The organism is Burkholderia sp. KCJ3K979, assembly GCF_016759955.1.
GTDB classification, from domain to species: Bacteria; Pseudomonadota; Gammaproteobacteria; order Burkholderiales; family Burkholderiaceae; genus Burkholderia; species Burkholderia orbicola.
Genome location: NZ_JACFYV010000021.1, coordinates 12,165 through 31,693 on the forward strand (window position 1 = coordinate 12,165; position 19,529 = coordinate 31,693).

General features: G+C 66.9%; 18 protein-coding genes. 6 read left to right on the forward strand and 12 right to left on the reverse strand.

Translation table 11 applies throughout. The annotated features are described in order from the left end of the window. From H3O04_RS07755 to H3O04_RS07780, 6 genes are all read right to left on the reverse strand, one after another. Complete coding sequence (locus H3O04_RS07755; protein WP_011549631.1) at nt 1–447, reverse strand: GNAT family N-acetyltransferase; 447 nt, start codon at nt 445–447, stop codon at nt 1–3. A 41-nt stretch (nt 448–488) separates the two neighbouring features. Then, a complete protein-coding gene (locus H3O04_RS07760; protein WP_202587470.1) occupies nt 489–1,448 on the reverse strand; it encodes an alpha/beta hydrolase in 960 nt (319 codons plus the stop codon). Nucleotides 1,449–1,616: 168 nt separating this feature from the next. After that, complete coding sequence (locus tag H3O04_RS07765; protein WP_006483907.1) at nt 1,617–2,096, reverse strand: PaaI family thioesterase; 480 nt, start codon at nt 2,094–2,096, stop codon at nt 1,617–1,619. Next, nucleotides 2,093–2,407, reverse strand: coding sequence for a Dabb family protein (locus tag H3O04_RS07770; protein ID WP_012328683.1), 315 nt, complete (start codon nt 2,405–2,407; stop codon nt 2,093–2,095). The genes H3O04_RS07765 and H3O04_RS07770 overlap by 4 nt, the downstream gene beginning before the upstream one ends. A gap of 313 nt (nt 2,408–2,720) precedes the next feature. Next, on the reverse strand, nt 2,721–4,199 hold the full coding sequence (locus H3O04_RS07775) for a sensor domain-containing diguanylate cyclase (RefSeq protein ID WP_202587456.1): 1,479 nt from the start codon (nt 4,197–4,199) through the stop codon (nt 2,721–2,723). A gap of 712 nt (nt 4,200–4,911) precedes the next feature. Beyond that, complete coding sequence (locus H3O04_RS07780) at nt 4,912–5,091, reverse strand: hypothetical protein (RefSeq protein ID WP_124549476.1); 180 nt, start codon at nt 5,089–5,091, stop codon at nt 4,912–4,914. Between the two features lie 4 nt (nt 5,092–5,095). Between H3O04_RS07780 and H3O04_RS07785 the strand changes: the two genes are divergently transcribed. Further along, the gene (locus H3O04_RS07785; RefSeq protein ID WP_202587457.1) at nt 5,096–7,237 is read left to right on the forward strand and encodes a hypothetical protein; all 2,142 of its coding nucleotides are present in this window, start codon (nt 5,096–5,098) and stop codon (nt 7,235–7,237) included. 92 nt (nt 7,238–7,329) lie between these two features. Here H3O04_RS07785 and H3O04_RS07790 read toward each other — a convergent pair whose 3' ends face one another. From H3O04_RS07790 to H3O04_RS07810, 5 genes are all read right to left on the reverse strand, one after another. Beyond that, complete coding sequence (locus H3O04_RS07790) at nt 7,330–8,730, reverse strand: sensor domain-containing diguanylate cyclase (RefSeq protein WP_006478595.1); 1,401 nt, start codon at nt 8,728–8,730, stop codon at nt 7,330–7,332. Nucleotides 8,731–8,992: 262 nt separating this feature from the next. After that, nucleotides 8,993–10,171, reverse strand: coding sequence for an acetyl-CoA C-acyltransferase (locus H3O04_RS07795; protein WP_011549625.1), 1,179 nt, complete (start codon nt 10,169–10,171; stop codon nt 8,993–8,995). Nucleotides 10,172–10,212: 41 nt separating this feature from the next. Next, on the reverse strand, nt 10,213–10,845 hold the full coding sequence (gene pncA, locus H3O04_RS07800; RefSeq protein WP_023475610.1) for a bifunctional nicotinamidase/pyrazinamidase: 633 nt from the start codon (nt 10,843–10,845) through the stop codon (nt 10,213–10,215). A gap of 44 nt (nt 10,846–10,889) precedes the next feature. Next, on the reverse strand, nt 10,890–12,974 hold the full coding sequence (locus H3O04_RS07805) for a 3-hydroxyacyl-CoA dehydrogenase NAD-binding domain-containing protein (protein WP_202587458.1): 2,085 nt from the start codon (nt 12,972–12,974) through the stop codon (nt 10,890–10,892). A 196-nt stretch (nt 12,975–13,170) separates the two neighbouring features. Continuing rightward, the gene (locus H3O04_RS07810; protein ID WP_202587459.1) at nt 13,171–14,814 is read right to left on the reverse strand and encodes a 3-(methylthio)propionyl-CoA ligase; all 1,644 of its coding nucleotides are present in this window, start codon (nt 14,812–14,814) and stop codon (nt 13,171–13,173) included. A 177-nt stretch (nt 14,815–14,991) separates the two neighbouring features. On the opposite strand from H3O04_RS07810, the gene H3O04_RS07815 reads away from it, so the two are divergent. The 5 genes from H3O04_RS07815 (at nt 14,992) to H3O04_RS07835 (ending at nt 18,808) form a co-directional block, all read left to right on the forward strand. Next, nucleotides 14,992–16,560 carry a protein adenylyltransferase SelO gene (locus tag H3O04_RS07815; protein ID WP_202587460.1) on the forward strand — a complete coding sequence of 523 codons (1,569 nt, stop codon included), beginning with the start codon at nt 14,992–14,994 and terminating at the stop codon, nt 16,558–16,560. Between the two features lie 44 nt (nt 16,561–16,604). Further along, nucleotides 16,605–17,036, forward strand: coding sequence for a peptide-methionine (R)-S-oxide reductase MsrB (msrB, locus tag H3O04_RS07820; RefSeq protein WP_050013271.1), 432 nt, complete (start codon nt 16,605–16,607; stop codon nt 17,034–17,036). Between the two features lie 130 nt (nt 17,037–17,166). Next, on the forward strand, nt 17,167–17,697 hold the full coding sequence (locus H3O04_RS07825) for a septation protein A (protein ID WP_006478589.1): 531 nt from the start codon (nt 17,167–17,169) through the stop codon (nt 17,695–17,697). A 1-nt stretch (nt 17,698) separates the two neighbouring features. After that, the gene (locus tag H3O04_RS07830; RefSeq protein WP_006478588.1) at nt 17,699–18,007 is read left to right on the forward strand and encodes a BolA family protein; all 309 of its coding nucleotides are present in this window, start codon (nt 17,699–17,701) and stop codon (nt 18,005–18,007) included. A gap of 18 nt (nt 18,008–18,025) precedes the next feature. Next, the gene (locus H3O04_RS07835; RefSeq protein ID WP_175769518.1) at nt 18,026–18,808 is read left to right on the forward strand and encodes a peptidylprolyl isomerase; all 783 of its coding nucleotides are present in this window, start codon (nt 18,026–18,028) and stop codon (nt 18,806–18,808) included. 170 nt (nt 18,809–18,978) lie between these two features. On the opposite strand, the gene H3O04_RS07840 is transcribed toward H3O04_RS07835, so the two are convergent. Further along, on the reverse strand, nt 18,979–19,527 hold the full coding sequence (locus H3O04_RS07840; RefSeq protein ID WP_202587461.1) for a GNAT family N-acetyltransferase: 549 nt from the start codon (nt 19,525–19,527) through the stop codon (nt 18,979–18,981). Nucleotides 19,528–19,529: the final 2 nt, after the last annotated feature.

Genomic DNA, 19,529 nt, shown 5'->3' on the forward strand with positions numbered 1-19,529 from the left:
CTACGGCGCGCGCGTCATCTCGACGTGCGGCACGCCGGCTTCGACGAACGGTTCGCCGACCGCCGCGAAGCCGTGCCGCAGATAGAACGACACCGCCGAATCCTGCGCGTACAGCCGCACGACGGCTTCACCGCGGCGGCGCGCGGCGTCCAGCAGCGCATTGAGCACGGCCGACCCGACGCCCTGCCCGCGCATGTCGGCCAACACCGCGACGCGGCCGATCGTGCCGGACGGCAGCAGCCGCCCCGTCGCGACCGCGCGGCGCAGCCCGGTCGCCGCGTCGGTCCGGTACGCGACCGCATGCAGCGACAGCGGATCGTCGTCGTCGAGCTCCCATTCCGGCGGAATCTGCTGCTCGCGCACGAACACCGCGTCGCGGATGCGTGCAGCATCGCCGCCCAGGACCGTCCAGTCGCCCGTTTCCACCCCGCCCGCGCCATTCGTCATCGCCATCCTCCCGCGGTGTGCGCGCCTTCGGGCGCTCGCCGTCAAACCTCGTCGAATGCAGCCTTCAGCGCCGCAACCGCATCGGCATGCGCGGCCCGCACCTCCGGCACGTAGCCGCCCATCTTGAAGAATTCGTGGATCATCCCCGGATAGCAGACCAGCGTGACCGCGTTGCCGGCCGCGCGCAACTTGTCCGCGTACGCGGCACCCTCGTCGCTCAGCGGATCGTATTCGGCCGTCGCGATCCACGCCGGCGCGACGCCCGCGAACGACGGCGCATCGCGCGTGCCGTCGAGCGGCGCGAAACGCCAGTCGTCGCGATCGGCCCGATCGCGCACGTACTGCGTGAAGAACCACTGGATCGTGTCCTGCGTCAACAGGTAGCCGTTGGCGAGCCGTGCGTGCGATTCGGTGTCCTGGTGGCCCGTCACGCCCGGATAGATCAGCAGTTGCAGCGCAAGACGAATGCCCGCGTCGCGCGCGAGCACCGCGCAGACCGTTGCGAGCGTGCCGCCCGCACTGTCGCCGCCGACCGCCAGCCGTGCGGCGTCGATGCCGAACGTGGCGGCTTCGCGATGCAGCCACTGCAATGCGTCGTCCGCGTCGTTCACCGCGGTCGGAAACCTGTGTTCGGGCGCGAGCCGGTAGCCGACCGACAGCACCGCGCATTGCGCATCGTGCGCGAACATCCGGCACAGCGCATCGTGCGTGTCGACGCTGCCGACCGTGAAGCCGCCGCCGTGGTAGTAGACGAGCGCGGGCAGCGGCTCCGCCAAGCTCGGCGCGACCGGCAAGTACAGCCGCGCACCGATCGTGCGGCCGTCGCGCGTCGGCACCACGCATTCCTCCACCGAATGCATCGGCGCCGGCGCGACGTCGAGGATCGGCGCGCTCTTCTCGTATGCGGCGCGGGCCTGCTGCGGCGTCTGATGGTGATACGACGGACGTTTCGCGCGCTCGATCATGTCGAGCACCTGGGCGATCTTCGGATTCAGCGGCATCGGTATGGACGGCGCCGGCGTGGCGCCGTGAACGGACAAAGCGGACAAGCGTGACATGATGCCACGCGGGGGCCGGACCGGCGCGGCGCACGGTGTGCCGGCATCCGGGCTGCAAAACGAAACGGCCCTGCCTCATCGAAGAGACAGGGCCGTGCATGGCGGGTGTGTTTACGCGTCGCTCGGGCCGGGTTGCGCGTCCGGCGCCGTGCGCGAGCGTTGCCGCTTGATGTCGCGGCCGACCGCGAGCCGCCGCATGTATTTGAAGGTACCGAGCGCCTTCGCGACGAAATTGCCGTCGCTGTCGCGCACTTCGCCTTCGCAGTAGGCCATCGTCGTCGAGCGGTGCATCACGCGCCCGTAAGCGCGCAGCTCGCCGCGGCCCGGCTGCATGAAGTTCACCTTCATCTCGACCGTGACGACGCCGACGCCGTCGTCGGTCAGGCTGCGCGCCGCCATCGCAAGCGCAATATCGGCGAGCGTCATCGTCACGCCGCCGTGCGCGATGCTCCACGTGTTCATGTGGCGTTCCTCGAGCGGCAGCACGATCTCGCTCGCGCCATCCTTCGCGGACACGAGCTGCACGCCGAGCAGATCGACGAACGGGCTTTCGATCGACGGGCCTTCCGTCGGGGTTGCCGCGTCGCTCATCGTGCGACGTCGACGATGTAGTCGACGCATTCGCGCGATTCAGCCACCGCGACGACGAATTTCTTCACTTCCTGGTGAACCGGATGCACCTGGTATGCGTCGAGCGCGGCCTTGTCGGTGAAATCGGAGACGAGCACGATGTCGGCGGTCGCGTCGAGGCCCGGCGTCGCCAGGCCGACGTCGATCTGCAAGGTGCCCGGCACGAGATCGCGGCAGCCTTCGAGCTTTTCCTTCAGCTTCAGCGCGTTCTGCGCACGCGTCGCGCCTTCGGCCGATTCCTTCAACTTCCACATGACGATATGTCTGATCACTTCGGTTGCTCCTGTTCGTGTTGGGTCGGCAATTGGCCTGAACCCTTGCCAGTCGGGCACTTTGCGCCCGCCTGCCGTTCGCTCTCGTTCGCTCGGAATCGCACCCGGTCGAAAAAAGCGGGCATCGGTTGAAATCTTCCGGGACGATACCCGCTTTTTTCACCGTGCCACTTACCGACGTCAAGATCCGACAAGCGAAGGCAGGCAACAAGCCTACCAAACTTACTGACGGCAATGGACTGTTCTTGAGGTGCGTCCGTCAGGTTCGGTCACCGCTGGCATGCGTCTGACGGCACGCACGATGCAGCCCCCCTCACTCCGCCGGCTGCAACGCGGCGACCTTGTTCCGACCAGTCGCCTTCGCGTAATACAGCGCCTCATCAGCCGCCTTGATCACGGCATCCGGCTGCCCTTCCTGATCGGGCGTCCAGCTCGCCAGGCCAATGCTCGCGGTAACACGCCCATATTCGCTGCCAGCGTGCTCGAGGGCCAACTCGTCGATGGCTGCGCGAATCCGCTCGGCGATCTGCGCCGCGCCGGTTTGCGACGTATCGGGGAGCAACACGACGAACTCCTCCCCGCCATACCGAGCCGCCGTATCGGCCGGCCGGCGAATGTTCTCGCCGATGCACCGCGCAACAGCCGCCAACGCATCGTCCCCGGCCTGATGACCGTACGTGTCGTTGTAAGCCTTGAACCGGTCCACATCCACGAACAGCAGCGAGAAAACGGAACGCGCACGCCGGGCGCGACGCCACTCGTTGTCCAGTACCTCGCCAAAGCTGCGGCGATTGCTCAGGCCGGTGAGACCGTCCGTCCGGGCGAGCAGCACGAGTTCCGACTCGGCCCGCATACGGCGCCGCAGCTGCGAACCGAGCAGCAGGGACAGCGCGATGAACGCCACCCCGAACGTCGCGACCAGTCCGCCGATCGTAATCGCACGTTGTCGCCAGGCGGCGTAAATGTCCTGCTCGGCCTCCGCGACCATGATGATCAGCGGCAGTTTCGGCAAATGCTTGAAGTAGTACAGGCGGCGCACGCCGTCGATCGATGAGGTTTCAGAGAAGGAGCCCTCTCGCGCGGTCTGAAACCGCCGGAATGTTGCCGCTTTGCTGAGGTCGCGGCCGATGGTATGCACATCGTACGGCTGACGCATCACCATCTTGCCGTCTTCGCCGATCAGCGAAATCGAACCATGTTTGCCAAGCGAAAGCCCGGCGAAGAGCTGATGAAAATATTCAAGATTGACCGCGATAACGGCAATGCCGCCAAACGATCCATCGGGGTTCGAAATCCGCCGCGTGAGCGCGATACTGAGCATGCCTCCCCGCAAACGGGATACGAACGGGTCACTGACATAGAGTCCGACGTTCGGATTGTCGCGATGGACCGTGAAGTATCGGCGATCGGCGAAATTGCCCTTGCGCGGCTCGTCATAGCCCGAATCCAGGACGATATTGCCGCCCGCATCCATCACGAGCATCGAACCGAGAAATTCCGCGGTCATCGCGTGATCGAACAGCACCGCCCGGCGCAGACCGGGCGAAGCGTCCATCACATCGCGGCGCTGCAACCCATGGATGACCGCCTGCAAAGACAGGTCGTACAACTCGAAATTGCGTTCAATGTCGCGCTCGGCGACAAGTCCGAGGTTGCGTGACGTTTCCCTTGCACGCTCCATCGCGTCGTCGCGGCTCTGCAAGAGTTGCAGCACGCATAGCGCCATGAGCGCGCACGCGATCATGGAAGCAATTGCCACGATGACGTAAGGGGCAGTCCGACGGGGGTGCATGGGTCTCCTCACAGCGAATGAGCGCCCCTCCCGCCGAGCGCAGATTGCTCATACTAAATCAGTTGGGCCGATATTCGCGCTCATCGCGAATGGAACGGCTCAGCCGTGCGCGATTATAAATACCCGGTGCGAAAAATTGCCCGCTCGTAGCGGGCTTCGGGCGACGGATCGGCCACGAACGAGCCGCGCGAGCTTCGCGTTCTCTTCGGCAAGCCGCTTCTGCCGGCGCGGCTCCGAAGGCGATGGCCCGCCGTACTGCGTCCGCCAGCTGCCCGTTCGAGATCAGGCGACCATGCCTCGTGTGCGCGTATGCGCAGGAACGCGGCTTGCTGGGCTTCGCCCGCGCCGTGTCTCGCATGCCGGCCTGTCACGACAGAGACCGACACAACGCGGTGATTCGTTTCCTGTCCGGCATCAATCCCCGGCCCGATAGAGCATTGCCGATCGTCTTGTCACCGGTTATCCGGAGCGCGTTAATTTCGATTCGTTAAATCGCAAGTTTTACCGGAGAGATGGGTAATAATTGCGATCAATTTTTCAATTCAATATTTGAAAACCAAAACATTATTGACTTCGACTTTCCCATAAATTTAGAATCGCCTACGACGGCTTACGTATCGTTTTCCGCGCCACTCCGGATTCGCCACTCATCTGCGCGAAGGCCCTTCGCACCGGCCTTCCCGCAGGGCATCGCCGCTCGCCCCTGTCGTTTTCAGCTTTCGGCATTTATCAGCCATTCGGTTATTGCCAACCCATTTTTCCTTTCGAAGAAACGCAACACCTCGATTAATTCCAGCCATTCACCAGAATAGCCGCGACACGAGACCAGACGGACCCAAGATCCGCCACTGAAACATCCAGATAAAAAATCGCCAGTCATCAGGAGGGACATCAACATGCATCGCCTTGCGAAGTCGCTGTGTCTCGGGCTCGTCTGCGCCGGCCTGCTGTCGGCCTGCAACGACGACGACGTCAAGTCCACCACCCCGCCATCGAACACCGCCGCATTGTCGTTCCGCATGGACACCGGCGGCCAGATCAACGCGTTCTACCGACAGGACAAGGTCGCCGCGCACCTGCTGGTGCGCTCGTCGACGAAGCCGCGCCTGCTGGTGGTGTTCCCCGCCGGCAACAGCGGCACCGGGCTGTGGTTCGACGATACAGCCCAGCCGGTAAACTGGAACCTCGACACGCCGCCGTCCGCGCTGTCGGCGCCGGACACGCACGGCCGCCCGCTGTACGGCATCGGCGCCGACGTGTCGGTCGACACCGGCACACTGACGATCCGGCAGGGCGTGCTCAGCAACGTGCGCTTCCTGCGCGACTTCAACGGCGGCGCGACGATCCCGCAGCAGATCCTCACCGCGCCGACGGTCCAGGGCAGCACCGCACAATGGCAACGCGACCGGCTCGACGGCGCGCCCGGTTATGCGCTGCGCATCACGCTGCGCGACGGCGGCAGCATCGCGCCGGCAGCGGGCGGCAAGCTCGTGCTCAACGCACCCGCGGGTTCGCACACGCTGAAGCTGCACATCGATGCGCTGTCGGGCGAGACGCCGCTGTCGCCGATCACGCACGCCGACCTGTTCGCCCCGTCGGTGAATCCCGACCCGGTCAGCCAGAACGTGCTCGAATTCCTGAGCTTCAACGACAAGCTGCTGGCCGGCTCGTGGCAGTACGACACGTACTTCGGCCGCGACACGCTGATCTCGGTCCGCATGCTGATGCCCGTGCTCGAACCGGCCGCGATCGAGGCCGGCCTGTCATCGGTGCTGAGCCGCCTGTCGGCCGACGGCAAGGTCGCGCACGAGGAAGGCATCGGCGAATTCGCGCTGGTCGACAACCAGAAGAACGGGCGGCCGAACGATGCGACACCGACCTACGACTACAAGATGATTGACAGCGACTACCTGCTCGCGCCGATCGCGGCTGCGTGGCTGATCGACGATACGCGCGGCCAGGCACGTGCGGCCGCGTATCTGGCGCAGCGCGGCAGCGACGGGCAGACCAACGGCAGCCGCCTCGTCGTCAACCTGCTGCACGTCGCAACGACCGCGCAGCCGTTCGCGCAGCAGCCGTCGGTCGCGAACCTGATCCACCTGCGGCCCGGCGAAATCGTCGGCAACTGGCGCGATAGCACCGACGGTCTCGGCGGCGGCGTCTACCCGTACGACGTGAACGCGGTGCTCGTGCCGGCCGCGCTGCGCGCGGCGAACGCGTTCCTCGCCCGCGGCCTGCTCGATCCGTACCTCGATGCCCAGCAACGCGCGATGCTCGCCAACACGGCGAACGAGGCGGCCACGTGGGAAACGCAGGCGCCGCCGCTGTTCCAGGTCAGCGTGCCGGCCGCGCAGGCGGCCACCGACGTGTCGGCCTATGCGCCATCCGCTGGCGTGCCGGCCGGCGCCGCGCCCAACGCACCGCTGGCCTTCTACGCGCTGTCGCTCGACCAGCAGGGCAACCCGATTCCGGTGATGAATTCGGACGGCGGCTTCGCGCTGCTGTTCGGCACGCCGCCGGACGATCAGCTCCAGCGGATCGTCAGCGACGTCACGCGGCCGTTCCCGACCGGGCTCGTGACGGATGTCGGGATGCTGATCGCGAACCCCGCGTATGCGAGCTCGTCGCTGTGGCCGAAGTTCACGAGCTCCGCGTATCACGGCACGGTGATCTGGTCGTGGCAGCAGGCGATGTGGGTGGCCGGGCTCGATCGGCAACTGGCGCGCCAGGACCTGTCGGCCGCGACGCGCACGCTGCTCACGCAGGCGCGGCAGACGATCTGGCAGGTGATCTCGAACGGGCGCGACATGCGCACGTCGGAAATGTGGACGTGGTCCTACGTGAACGGCAAGTACCAGACCGACGCATTCGGCACGCGCAGCGCCGATGCGACCGAAGCCAACGCGGCGCAGCTCTGGAGTACGACGTATCTCGCGATCCGCGATCCGCAGCAGCGCGCGGGCAAGTACTGGTGGCAGGCGTCGCAGTCGATGCAGGACGACCAGTCGAAGCAGGCGACGGCGGTGGCGTCGCGCTAGCGCGTCGCCGCGCGTGAGCAGGCCGATACCGACACCGGCCCGCGAAAGCCCCGGCGGCACTCCCGCCGCCAGGGCTTTCGGCGCAAATCCGGTTAGCGCGACACCACGCGGTTGCGCCCTTCCCGCTTCGCCTGATACAGCCGCTCGTCGACCACCCGCAGCAGCGCATCGACCGTGCTGCCGTCGACGCCGTATTGCGCGACGCCGACGCTGACCGTCACCTGCACGCGCTTGAAGTCGAGCCCGAACGGCGAACTCGAGATCGACGAACGCACGCGCTCGGCCGTCATCCGCGCGCCTTCGAGCGGCATCTCCGGCAAGAGCGCCATGAACTCCTCGCCGCCGACCCGCGCGAGCGCGCCCGCCGGCCGGATTGCCTCGAGGCACTGGCGCACGACGCCGCGCAGCACCTCGTCGCCGATCTGGTGCCCGTATGCATCGTTGATGTTCTTGAAATTGTCGAGATCGAGCGCGAGCAGGCAGAACGGCGTGCCGTCGCGCTCGGCCCGCACGATCTCACGCTCGACCTGCGCGATGAACTGCCGGCGGTTCGACGCGCCCGTCATCGGGTCGGTCGCGGCCATGTATTCGAGCTTCTGGTTCGTGCGCCGCAGTTCCTGCAGCGCGCTCTCGGTACGCGCCATCGATTCCGACAGCCGGCTCATCAGGTCTTCCTGGCTGTAGATCGCCGAGAACGAGCGTGTCGTCTGCAGCGCCTGCACGACGCCGTAACTGAGCAGGAAGAATCCGCCCGCGAAGATCGCATGCGCGAGCCACCACATGTGATTCCACGGCTTGCCAAGGATGAACGCGAGCGACGACAGCGCGAACGCCATGATCGACACGCCGTAGATCACCATCAGCGGCGAGCGGATGCGCCGCGCGAGCAGCAGGCACACGTTCAGCAGCGAGAACACCAGCGCGCCGCCTTCCATCGACAGCCGCGTGCCCAGTGCGCCCGCGACCGGCGAATAGGCGATGTACGCGACCGCCACGTTGACGATCAGGAAGAACACGATCCACGGCAGCCACGTCCGCACGCTCGTGCGCTTGTCGAGCCGGTCGGGCGGACGCGAATACGACAGCAGGCCCGTGAGCAGCAGCGCCGACATCACGAACCGCGACGCGGGTCCGTACAGCAGGAACAGCCAGATATTGTGGTGCGCCATCCCGGTGAACGCCCCGTGCAGCGCATAGATCATCGCGAAGCCGAGAAAACCGAGCGTCAGCCAGCGCAGCAGCGGCTCGCCGGACGACCGGTAGCACACCCACGTCACGTAGGTGACGAAGGCGCCTTCGAGCGTCGCCGCCGCGATCGCGATTTCATGGAAAGCGTGGTTCTCGAACACGACGCCCCGGTCGCTGAAGAACCACAGATAGGCAATCAGATAGGCGGGCAGCAACGCGAATCCGACCAGCAGGCATTTCGCGTAGAGCCTCGCGGCCGCGCTGACGACGCGCGGCGGTTCCCCGGCTGCATAGGTCGTACTCATTCGGTCCCCGGTCGGTCTGCTGCGTTGGTTCGAATCTTCTCGGCACGGATCACGCGACGCGCGATCTGGCCCATCGTGCCGAAAGGCAAATGTCAGAGCAAGTATAGGTGGGGCAATTCGTTTGACAAGTCCGGGGAAACGGCATTGCCGGGTGCATGCCTTGTGCTTCCCGTTGGTTGCGAATGGCGCGCGCGCCGCGCCGATTCACTGCGGCGGCGGGCGGTAACGCCGAAGCGCCACCGCGGCCGCCGCCGGTCAAAGATCAGAGGATTTCGAACAGGCCGGCCGCGCCCTGCCCGCCGCCGATGCACATCGTGACGACCGCGTACTTCACGCCGCGCCGCTTGCCCTCGATCAGCGCATGGCCCGTCAGGCGCGCGCCCGACACGCCATACGGATGGCCGACCGCGATCGCGCCGCCGTTGACGTTCAGGCGGTCCTCAGGGATCCCGAGCGTGTCGCGGCAGTACAGCACCTGCACCGCGAACGCCTCGTTCAGCTCCCACAGCCCGATGTCGTCGACCGTCAGCCCGGCCTGCTTCAGCAGCTTGGGTACCGCGAACACCGGGCCGATGCCCATTTCGTCCGGTTCGCAGCCGGCCACCGCGAAGCCGCGGAACGCGCCCAGCGGCTGCAACCCTTCGCGCTGCGCGGCGTCGGCGCTCATCACCACGCATGCCGATGCGCCGTCCGAGAACTGGCTCGCATTGCCCGCGGTGATCACGCCGCCCGGCACCGCCGAACGGATCTTCGACACGCCTTCGAGCGTCGTGTCGGGGCGGATGCCTTCGTCGGCCGAGACCGTCACTTCCTGCGTGAACAGGCGGCCCGTCGCCTTGTCGGCGATGCCCGCGAGCACGGTGATCGGCACGATCTCGTCGCGAAAACGCCCGGCTTCCTGCGCGGCCGCGGCGCGCAGTTGCGACTGCACGCCGTAGGCATCCTGCCGCTCCTTCGAGATCCCGTAGCGCTTCGCGACGTTTTCCGCGGTCTGCAGCATGTTCCAGTAGATCTCGGGCTTGTGCTGGACGAGCCAGCCTTCCTGGACCATGTGCCGGTTCATCTCGTTCTGCACGCACGAGATCGACTCGACGCCGCCGGCCACATAGACCTCGCCTTCGCCCGCGATGATCCGCTGCGCGGCCAGCGCGATGGTCTGCAGCCCCGACGAACAGAAACGGTTCACCGTCATCCCCGGCACGCTGACCGGCAAGCCGGCGCGCAGCGCGATCTGCCGCGCGATGTTCGCGCCCGTCGCGCCTTCGGGGTTCGCGCAGCCCATGATCACGTCCTCGACGCGCGCCGGGTCGAGCTTCGCGCGTTCGAGCGCGGCCGCGACCACGTGGCCGCCGAGCGTCGCGCCGTGCGTCATGTTGAAGGCACCGCGCCAGGATTTCGCCAGCGGCGTGCGTGCGGTCGATACGATTACGGCTTCGGTCATGCGAGTCTCCTTCGGTCCTGCTGATTCGGATGGGAAATGCGCTACGCCGCCGGGCGCGCGCCCGCGGACGTCGCATGCACGACGCCCGCTGCCTGCATCTGCTGCCATGCGTGCGCGAGCGACCCGTTCAGGTCGATCGCACGGCACGCATCGTTGATCACCGCGGCTTCGAAACCAGCCGCGCGCGCATCGAGCGCCGACCACGCGACGCAATAGTCGGTCGCGAGCCCGCAGCACCACACGCGCTTCGCACCGAGTTCGCGCAGATAGCCCGCGAGCCCCGTGCGTGTCGTGCGGTCGGCTTCGACGAACGCGGAATAGCTGTCGACCTGCGCATCGCCGCCCTTGCGGATCACGAGTCGCGCGTGCGGGATGTCGAGGTCGCGATGCAGCGCCGCGCCGTCGGTGTCCTGCACGCAGTGCACGGGCCACAGCACCTGCTCGCCGTACGGCAGCGCGAGCGTCGAGAACGGCTCGCGGCCCGGATGGTTCGCCGCGAACGACACGTGCTCGCGCGGGTGCCAATCCTGCGTGAGCACGACCTGGTCGAAGCGTTGCGCGAGCGCGTTGATCACCGGCACGACCGCATCGCCGTCGGGCACCGCGAGCGCGCCGCCCGGCATGAAGTCGTATTGCACGTCGATCACGAGCAGGACGTCGTCGGTGCGTTTCATTGCGTGTCTCCAGACAGGATCGGTCGCGCCGCGATGCAGCGGCGTCAGCCGTTGAACCCGCGGCCGGCCTTCGCCAGTTCCGCGATCGACGGCGCGAGCTGCCACGCGTCGCCGTTCGGTGCGGCCGCATAGCGGCGGATCGCGCGCTCGACGTTGTAGAGGCCGACCGTATCCGCGTACAGCATCGGCCCGCCGCGCCACAGCGGGAAGCCATAGCCGGTCAGGTAGACCATGTCGATGTCGGACGCCTTCGACGCGATCTTCTCCTCGAGGATCTTCGCGCCTTCGTTGACGAGCGCGAACACCAGCCGCTCGACGATCTCGTCGTCGCCGATCTTGCGCCGCTCGACGCCGCGCTCCTTCGAATACGCGACGACCATCTCGTCGACGAGCGACGACGGCTTTGCCTTGCGGTCGCCCGGCACGTAGTCGTACCAGCCGGCGCCCGTCTTCTGGCCGAAGCGGCCCTGTTCGCACAGGCGGTCGGCGATCTTCGAATACTGCAGATCGGGCTGCTCGACGTAGCGCCGCTTGCGGATCGCCCAGCCGATGTCGTTGCCGGCGAGGTCGCTCATCCGGAACGGCCCCATCGCGAAGCCGAACTTCTCGATCGCGCGATCGACCTGCGCGGGCAGCGCGCCTTCCTCGAGCATGAACAGCGCCTGGCGGATGTACTGCTCGATCATCCGGTTACCGATGAAGCCGTCGCACACGCCCGACACCACCGCCGTCTTGCGGATCTTCTTCGCCACCGCCATCACGGTCGCGAGCACGTCCTTCGCGGTCTGCGCGCCGCGCACGACCTCGAGCAGCTTCATCACGTTCGCGGGGCTGAAGAAGTGCATGCCGACGACGTCCTGCGGGCGCTTCGTGAACGCGGCGATCTTGTCGACGTCGAGCGTGGACGTGTTCGACGCGAGGATCGCGCCCGGCTTCGCGACTTCATCGAGCTTCCTGAACACCTGCTCCTTCACGCCGAGTTCCTCGAACACGGCCTCGACGATCAGGTCGGCGTCCTTCAGGTCGTCGTAGGACAGCGTCGGCGTGATCAGCGCCAGGCGCGCATCGAGCTTCTCCTGCGTGAGCTTGCCCTTCTTCACCTGCGCGTCGTAGTTCTTGCGGATCGTCGCGAGGCCGCGCTCGAGCGCATCCTGCTTCGTCTCGAGCAGCGTGACGGGCAGCCCCGCGTTGATGAAGTTCATCGCGATCCCGCCGCCCATCGTGCCCGCGCCGATCACGCCGACCCGGCGGATCTCGCGCAGCGGCGTATCGGCCGGCACGTCGGGAATCTTGCTCGCCGCCCGCTCGCCGAAGAATGCGTGGCGCAGCGCGCGGCTTTCCGGCGTCATCATCAGCGCGACGAACCCTTCGCGCTCGGCAACGCTGCCCTTGTCGAAGCCGTTCAGCACGCCGGCCTCGATCGCGTCGATGCACTTGTGCGGCGCGGGGTAATTCGGCGCGGCGGCCCGCGCGGAATTGCGCGCGAACTGAATGAAGCCCGCCGCGTTCTCGTGGACGATCTTGCGATCGCGCACGCGCGGATGCGGCCCCTTCTGCGCGCCGACCTTGCGGGCGAATAAGACGGCCGCGTCGAGCAGGTCGCCGTCGGCCATTTCGTCGAACAGCCCGCTCTTCGCGAGCTGCTCCGACGGCACCGGCGCGCCCGACACGATCATGTTCAGCGCGGTTTCGAGCCCGACCGCGCGCGGCAGACGCTGCGTGCCGCCCGCGCCCGGCAGCAGCCCGAGCTTCACCTCGGGCAGCGCGACCTGCGCGCCGGGCGCGGCGACCCGGTAATGCGCGCCGAGCGCAAGCTCGAGGCCGCCGCCCATCACGACGCTGTGCAGCGCCGCGACGACCGGCTTCGCGCTCGCCTCCACCGCGCGGATCACGGTGTGCAGCGTCGGCTCCTGCAAGGCCTTCGGCGTATTGAATTCGGTGATGTCGGCGCCGCCCGAGAACGCGCGGCCCGCGCCGGTCAGCACGATGCCCGTGACCGACGGGTCCCCCGCGGCGCGATCGAGCGCGTCCATGACGCCCTGGCGGGTCGACAGGCCGAGCCCGTTGACGGGCGGATTGTTGAGCGTGATGACGGCCACGCCGTCGCGAGTCGAGTAATCCACTGCCATCTGCCTGCCTCCATGCATCGCGCGCCGGATTGGCTGCGCTTTCATTGTGCGCGGTCGAACGGCCGCACGTCCGGATGAACGGAGGCAGCATACAACGAAAAAGCACGGTCGTTCAATTTGAATTTTGTTCCCGATCCGGGGACGGATCGGGCGACCGATGCGAAAGTTAAGGGGGGCCGCGACCCGGGTTTGGGCCTTACGGCGCGCACACCGCGGTGGGCAACACGTAATCGCGGAACGTCTCTCGCAACTTCAGCTTCTGCAGCTTGCCGGTCGCGGTGTGCGGCAACGATTCGACGAACACGACGTCGTCCGGAATCCACCATTTCGCGACCTTGCCCTCGTAGAACGCGAGCAGCGTGTCGCGGGTCAGGTTCGCGCCTTCGCGCGGCACCACGACGAGCAGCGGCCGCTCGGTCCATTTCGGGTGCGCACACGCGATGCACGCGGCTTCGGCCACCCCGGGATGCGCGATCGCGACGTTCTCGATGTCGATCGAGCTGATCCACTCGCCCCCCGACTTGATCACGTCCTTGCTGCGGTCGGTGATCTGCAGGAAGCCGTCGGGGTCGATCGTCGCGACGTCGCCGGTCGGGAACCAGCCGTCCGACAGCGGCGACGCATCGCCGCGAAAGTAGTGGTCGATCACCCACGGTCCGCGCACCTGCAGTTCGCCGAACGCGACGCCGTCCCACGGCAGTTCGCGGCCGTCGTCGCCGACGATGCGCATGTCGACGCCGCAGATCACGCGCCCCTGCTTTTCGAGCAGCCGGCGCTGCGCGTCGAGCGGCCGCTGCGACTGCGCCCAGTTGAGCTTCGCGAGCGTGCCGAGCGGCGACAGTTCGGTCATTCCCCACGCATGGATCACGCGCACGCCGTATTCGTCCTCGAACGTACGGAGCATCGCGGGCGGGCACGCGGAGCCGCCGATCACCGTGCGGTTCAGCGTCGAGAAACGCACGCCGGCCTCGCGCATGTAGTTCAGCAGGCCGAGCCACACGGTCGGCACGCCCGCGGAGAACGTCACGCGCTCGGCCTCCATCAGCTCGTACAGCGATTTCCCGTCGAGATCCTTGCCGGGCAGCACGAGCTTGCCGCCCGTCAGCGGCACCGCGTACGGCAGCCCCCAAGCGTTGACGTGGAACATCGGCACGACGGGCAGCACGGCGTCCATCGCGGACAGGTTCATCGCGTCGGGCAGCGCGGCACCGTAAGCATGCAGCACGGTCGAGCGATGCGAATACAGCACGCCCTTCGGGTTGCCGGTCGTGCCCGACGTGTAGCAGAGCCCCGACGCCTGCTGCTCGTCGAGGCGCGGCCAGTCGTAGCGCCCGTCCTCGGCTTCGACGAGCGTTTCGTAGCAGAGGAACGGCGTCGCGCCGGACGGCAGGTGCGCGGCGTCCGTCATCGCGATCCAGCCCCTCACGTACGGGCATTGCGGCGCGATCGCATCGACGAGCGGCGCGAAATTGATGTCGAAGAAGACGTAGCGGTCTTCCGCGTGATTGACGATGTACGCGATCTGTTCGGGAAACAGGCGCGGGTTGATCGTGTGGCATACGGCGCCCATCCCGCCGATCCCGTAATACGCCTCCAGGTGCCGGTAGCCGTTCCACGCCAGCGTGCCGACGCGGTCGCCGGTCTCGACGCCGAGCCGCGCGAGCACCTGCGCCAGCTGCTTCGCGCGGCGTTCGCAATCGCGGTACGTGTAGCGATGCAGGTCGCCTTCCACGCGCTTCGACACGATCTCCGTGTCGCCGGCGTGCCGCGCGGCATGCGAAATCAGCGACGACACCAGCAGCGGCACATCCATCATCTGGCCCAGCAACGGCTTACCCATCGTCTTGTTCTCCCTGAGGATGCGAATCGGTGACCAGCCAGGGGACGGTTTCCGTACCGAAGCCGTCCCGGTGTGCGCCCGTCAGCGGCCCGGACGGGCGTGGCGCACGGTGCGCGGGCCGCCATGCGGGCGGCGCGGCGCCGCCTTACAATATCGGCTTACCCAGAGGCGCTCAACATGTCGTTTTCCCGAAGCGCAGCCGATGCGGCTGACACCCTGCCCGACCTCGCCGCGACGCTCGCCGCGCCCGCCGAACGCGCGTTCGTCACGCTCGGCGACGCGTTTCATACGCGCCTGCCGGCCGCGCCGCTTGCCGCGCCGTACGTCGTCGGCTTTTCCGACGACGTCGCGCAACTGCTCGACCTGCCCCCCGCAGTCGCCGCGCAACCCGGTTTCGCCGAGCTGTTCGCCGGCAACCCGACGCGCGACTGGCCCGCGCACGCGATGCCGTACGCGTCGGTCTACTCCGGCCATCAGTTCGGCGTGTGGGCCGGCCAGCTCGGCGACGGCCGCGCGCTGACGATCGGCGAATTGCCTGGCACCGACGGCCGGCGCTACGAGCTGCAACTCAAGGGCGGCGGCCGCACGCCGTATTCGCGCATGGGCGACGGCCGCGCGGTGCTGCGCTCGTCGATCCGCGAATTCCTGTGCTCGGAAGCGATGCATCACCTCGGCATTCCGACCACGCGCGCGCTGACGGTGATCGGCTCCGACCAGCCGGTGGTGCGCGAGGAGATCGAGACGGCGGCCGTGGTCACCCGCGTGTCGGAAAGCTTCGTGCGCTTCGGTCACTTCGAGCACTTCTTCTCGAACGATCGCCCCGACCTGCTGCGCCAGCTTGCCGACCACGTGATCGACCGCTTCCATCCGGCCTGCCGCGACGCGGACGATCCGTACCTCGCGCTGCTCGAAGCGGCGACGCTGCGCACGGCCGACCTCGTCGCGCAATGGCAGGCCGTCGGCTTCTGCCACGGCGTGATGAACACCGACAACATGTCGATCCTCGGCGTGACGATCGACTACGGCCCGTTCGGCTTCGTCGATGCGTTCGATGCGAACCACATCTGCAACCACTCGGACACCAGCGGCCGCTATGCGTACCGGATGCAGCCGCGCATCGCGCACTGGAACTGCTACTGCCTCGCGCAGGCGCTGCTGCCGCTGATCGGGCTGCAGCACGGCATCGCCGACGACGATGCGCGCGCCGAGCGCGCGGTGGACGACGCCCAGGCCGTGCTCGCGAAGTTTCCGGAGCGCTTCGGCCCCGCGCTCGAACGCGCGATGCGCGCGAAACTCGGCCTCGAACTCGAACGCGAGGGCGACGCCGAACTCGCGAACAAGCTGCTCGAGACGATGCATGCGAGCCACGCGGATTTCACGCTGACGTTCCGCCGGCTCGCGCAGCTCTCGAAGCACGACGCGAGCCGCGACGCACCCGTGCGCGACCTCTTCATCGACCGTGACGCATTCGACGCATGGGCGAACCTCTACCGCGCGCGACTGTCCGAGGAAACGCGCGACGACGCGGCGCGCGCGGTTGCAATGAACCGCGCGAACCCCAAATACGTGCTTCGCAACCATCTGGCCGAAGTCGCGATCCGGCGCGCGAAGGAAAAGGATTTTTCGGAAGTCGAGCGGCTCGCGCAGATCCTGCGCCGTCCGTTCGACGAACAACCGGAGCATGAAGCGTACGCGGCGTTGCCGCCCGACTGGGCCGGCTCGCTCGAAGTGAGCTGCTCATCCTGAGCCCGCAACCCGCGCATCTCGACCGACCGATCAGGAGAACCCCCATGTCCCACGATTCCGACGACAAGACCTTCCCGTACCAGAAGGACGACGCCGAACTGCGCCGCCGGCTCACGCCGATGCAGTACGAGGTCACGCAGCACGCGGCGACCGAGCGCGCATTCACCGGCGAATACACCGACACCGAGGATGCCGGCATCTACAAGTGCGTCGTCTGCAGCACGCCGCTGTTCGAATCCGGCGCCAAGTTCCACTCGGGCTGCGGGTGGCCCAGCTACTTCAAGCCACTCAACGGCGAGGTGATCGACGAGAAGGTCGACTACTCGCACGGGATGGTGCGCGTCGAGGTGCGCTGCAATCACTGCGGCGCGCATCTGGGCCACGTGTTCGAGGACGGCCCGCGCGACCAGACCGGTTTGCGGTACTGCATCAATTCGGCTGCGTTAAACTTCGAGTCCCGACCCGAAAACGAATGAGCGGCGCCGGGCGGATCGCCGAGGCAGCCAGCCCCGGGCGGGCCGCCCCCGATCCGCGACGGCGATGCCTGGCGGGTCCCTACAACGGTGACAGGCCGCGCCCGCGGCCCGTCACGCAGCTGCGAGCGCCATGAAATTCCTGTTCGATCTGTTTCCGATCATCCTGTTTTTTGTCGCCTTCAAGGTCTGGGGCATCTTCACCGCCACCGCCGTCGCGATCGTCGCGACGCTGGCCCAGGTCGCCTGGGTCGCCTTCCGGCACCGGAAGGTCGACACGATGCTGTGGGTCAGCCTCGGCGTGATCGTCGTGTTCGGTGGCGCCACCCTCGTCCTGCATGACGAGAAATTCATTCAATGGAAACCGACTGTGCTGTACTGGCTGTTTGCGATCGGGCTGCTCGCCGCACGCTATGCGTTCGGCAAGAACCTGATCGAGAAGATGATGGGCAAGCAGCTCACGCTGCCCGTGCCCGTGTGGGACAAGCTGAACGTCGCCTGGGCGCTGTTCTTCGCGGTGCTCGGCGTCGCGAACCTGTACGTGGTGCACAACTTCACCGAATCGCAATGGGTGAACTTCAAGCTGTTCGGTACGACGGGCGCGATGGTCGTGTTCATCATCCTGCAGAGCCTGTGGCTCACGAAGTACCTGAAGGACGAATGACATGAGCGACGCCTTTCTCCACGCCTCCGCCGACGAACGCATCGCGCTGATCGAAGCGCGCCTCACCGCGTCGCTCGCGCCGCTGTCGCTCACCGTGCGCGACGACAGCGCGCAGCACGCGGGCCATGCGGGCGCGGCCTCCGGCGGCCATTTCACGGTCACGATCGTCTCGTCCGCGTTCGCGGGCAAGCCGCGCGTCGCGCGGCACCGGCTGGTGTATGATGCGCTCGCTGATGCGATGCAGCGCGGCATTCACGCGCTCGCGATCGTGGCTTACACGCCCGAAGAATTCAATGAATCTTCAATCTAGTCTCATTAGGAATTCCCGATGATCCTGACATCCCCCCGCCTGTGGGTCGCGGCGGCTGCTTTTGCAGCGGCACCGGCATTCGCCCAGAACATCGCCGTCGTCAACGGCACGCCGATTCCGAAGTCGCGCGCCGACGCGATGGTCGCGCAGCTCGTCCAGCAAGGCCAGACCGACGGCCCACAACTGCAGCAGGCCGTGCGCCAGGAACTGGTGAACCGCGAAATCCTGATGCAGGAAGCGATCCGCGAAGGCATCCCGAATCGTCCGGACGTGAAGGCGCAAGTCGCCGTCGCGCAGCAGACCGTCGTGCTGCGCTCGATGATCGAGAGCTTCCTGAAGAAGAACCAGCCGACCGACGCCGAAGTGAAGGCGCGCTACGACGAACTCGTCAAGGGCGTGGGCGGCAACCGCGAGTACCACCTGCACCACATCCTCGTCGACAACGAGCAGCAGGCGAAGGACCTGATCGCGAAGATCAAGGGCGGCGCGAAGTTCGAGGACCTCGCGAAGCAATACTCGAAGGACCCGGGTTCGGGCAAGAACGGCGGCGATCTCGACTGGTCCGACCCGAAGGCGTACGTGCCGGAATTCGCGGCAGCCGCGCAGAAGCTGCAGAAAGGCCAGATGACCGACGCGCCGGTGAAGACGCAGTTCGGCTGGCACATCATCCGCGTCGACGACATCCGCGACATCGCACCGCCGCCGTTCGACCAGGTGAAGGCGCAGATCGCGCAGCAGCTCGTGCAGCAGAAGCTGCAGGCGTTCGAGGAAGGTCTGCGTCAGCAGGCGAAGATCCAGTAACGCCGGCGCGCGTCATACGCGCATCGAAAAGCCGCTCTTCGGAGCGGCTTTTTCTTTTGGCGCGCGCGAATATGCGTCTCGCGATGCGACGGCGATTGGACGACGCGCAATAAAAAACCGCTCCGAAGAGCGGCTTTCCCATACCAGGTGTTACCCGCCTGCGGCGTTCGCTACGCGGCGGGATAAAACACATCGTGATAACGCACGTCGCCCGCCGGCAGCGGCGCCGATTCGTCGAACGGCAGCGCGAGGAAATACTCGGGCGGCACGCCCGGAAACACGATGTCGCCGCGCGGCTCGAACCCGAAGCGAGCGTAATACGCGGGCTCGCCGAGCACCACGCAGCCGCGCGCGCCGAGCCGCCGCAACGCATCGAGCCCCGTGCGCACGAGCCCCGCGCCGATGCTTTGCCGCTGGCAATCGGGCCGCACCGCGAGCGGTGCAAGCCCGTACCACTGCCGGCTGCCGGCCGGCTCGCCGCCGATCGCGACCGGCGAGAACGCGACGTGCCCGACGATACGCCCGTCGCGCTCCGCGACGAGCGATACGCTCAGCGCACCGTCCGCGCGCAGCGTGTCGACAATGCGCTGTTCGAACTCGCCGCCCTGCGGCCCGCCCGCGAACGCCGCCCGGATCACGCGGCCGATTGCGTCGGCCTCGCTCGCCCGTTCGTCACGCAGCGTGACGACCTCGACCGGCGCGTTCGGGTCGAACATCATCC

Coding starts and splice junctions, on each gene's coding strand:
- H3O04_RS07755 (WP_011549631.1), bottom strand. CDS start 447: ATGACGAATGGCGCGGGCGGGGTGGAAACGGGCGACTGGACGGTCCTG.
- H3O04_RS07760 (WP_202587470.1), bottom strand. CDS start 1,448: ATGCCGCTGAATCCGAAGATCGCCCAGGTGCTCGACATGATCGAGCGC.
- H3O04_RS07765 (WP_006483907.1), bottom strand. CDS start 2,096: ATGAGCGACGCGGCAACCCCGACGGAAGGCCCGTCGATCGAAAGCCCG.
- H3O04_RS07775 (WP_202587456.1), bottom strand. CDS start 4,199: ATGCACCCCCGTCGGACTGCCCCTTACGTCATCGTGGCAATTGCTTCC.
- H3O04_RS07780 (WP_124549476.1), bottom strand. CDS start 5,091: ATGTCCCTCCTGATGACTGGCGATTTTTTATCTGGATGTTTCAGTGGC.
- H3O04_RS07785 (WP_202587457.1), top strand. CDS start 5,096: ATGCATCGCCTTGCGAAGTCGCTGTGTCTCGGGCTCGTCTGCGCCGGC.
- H3O04_RS07790 (WP_006478595.1), bottom strand. CDS start 8,730: ATGAGTACGACCTATGCAGCCGGGGAACCGCCGCGCGTCGTCAGCGCG.
- H3O04_RS07795 (WP_011549625.1), bottom strand. CDS start 10,171: ATGACCGAAGCCGTAATCGTATCGACCGCACGCACGCCGCTGGCGAAA.
- pncA (WP_023475610.1), bottom strand. CDS start 10,845: ATGAAACGCACCGACGACGTCCTGCTCGTGATCGACGTGCAATACGAC.
- H3O04_RS07805 (WP_202587458.1), bottom strand. CDS start 12,974: ATGGCAGTGGATTACTCGACTCGCGACGGCGTGGCCGTCATCACGCTC.
- H3O04_RS07810 (WP_202587459.1), bottom strand. CDS start 14,814: ATGGGTAAGCCGTTGCTGGGCCAGATGATGGATGTGCCGCTGCTGGTG.
- H3O04_RS07815 (WP_202587460.1), top strand. CDS start 14,992: ATGTCGTTTTCCCGAAGCGCAGCCGATGCGGCTGACACCCTGCCCGAC.
- msrB (WP_050013271.1), top strand. CDS start 16,605: ATGTCCCACGATTCCGACGACAAGACCTTCCCGTACCAGAAGGACGAC.
- H3O04_RS07825 (WP_006478589.1), top strand. CDS start 17,167: ATGAAATTCCTGTTCGATCTGTTTCCGATCATCCTGTTTTTTGTCGCC.
- H3O04_RS07830 (WP_006478588.1), top strand. CDS start 17,699: ATGAGCGACGCCTTTCTCCACGCCTCCGCCGACGAACGCATCGCGCTG.
- H3O04_RS07835 (WP_175769518.1), top strand. CDS start 18,026: ATGATCCTGACATCCCCCCGCCTGTGGGTCGCGGCGGCTGCTTTTGCA.
- H3O04_RS07840 (WP_202587461.1), bottom strand. CDS start 19,527: ATGATGTTCGACCCGAACGCGCCGGTCGAGGTCGTCACGCTGCGTGAC.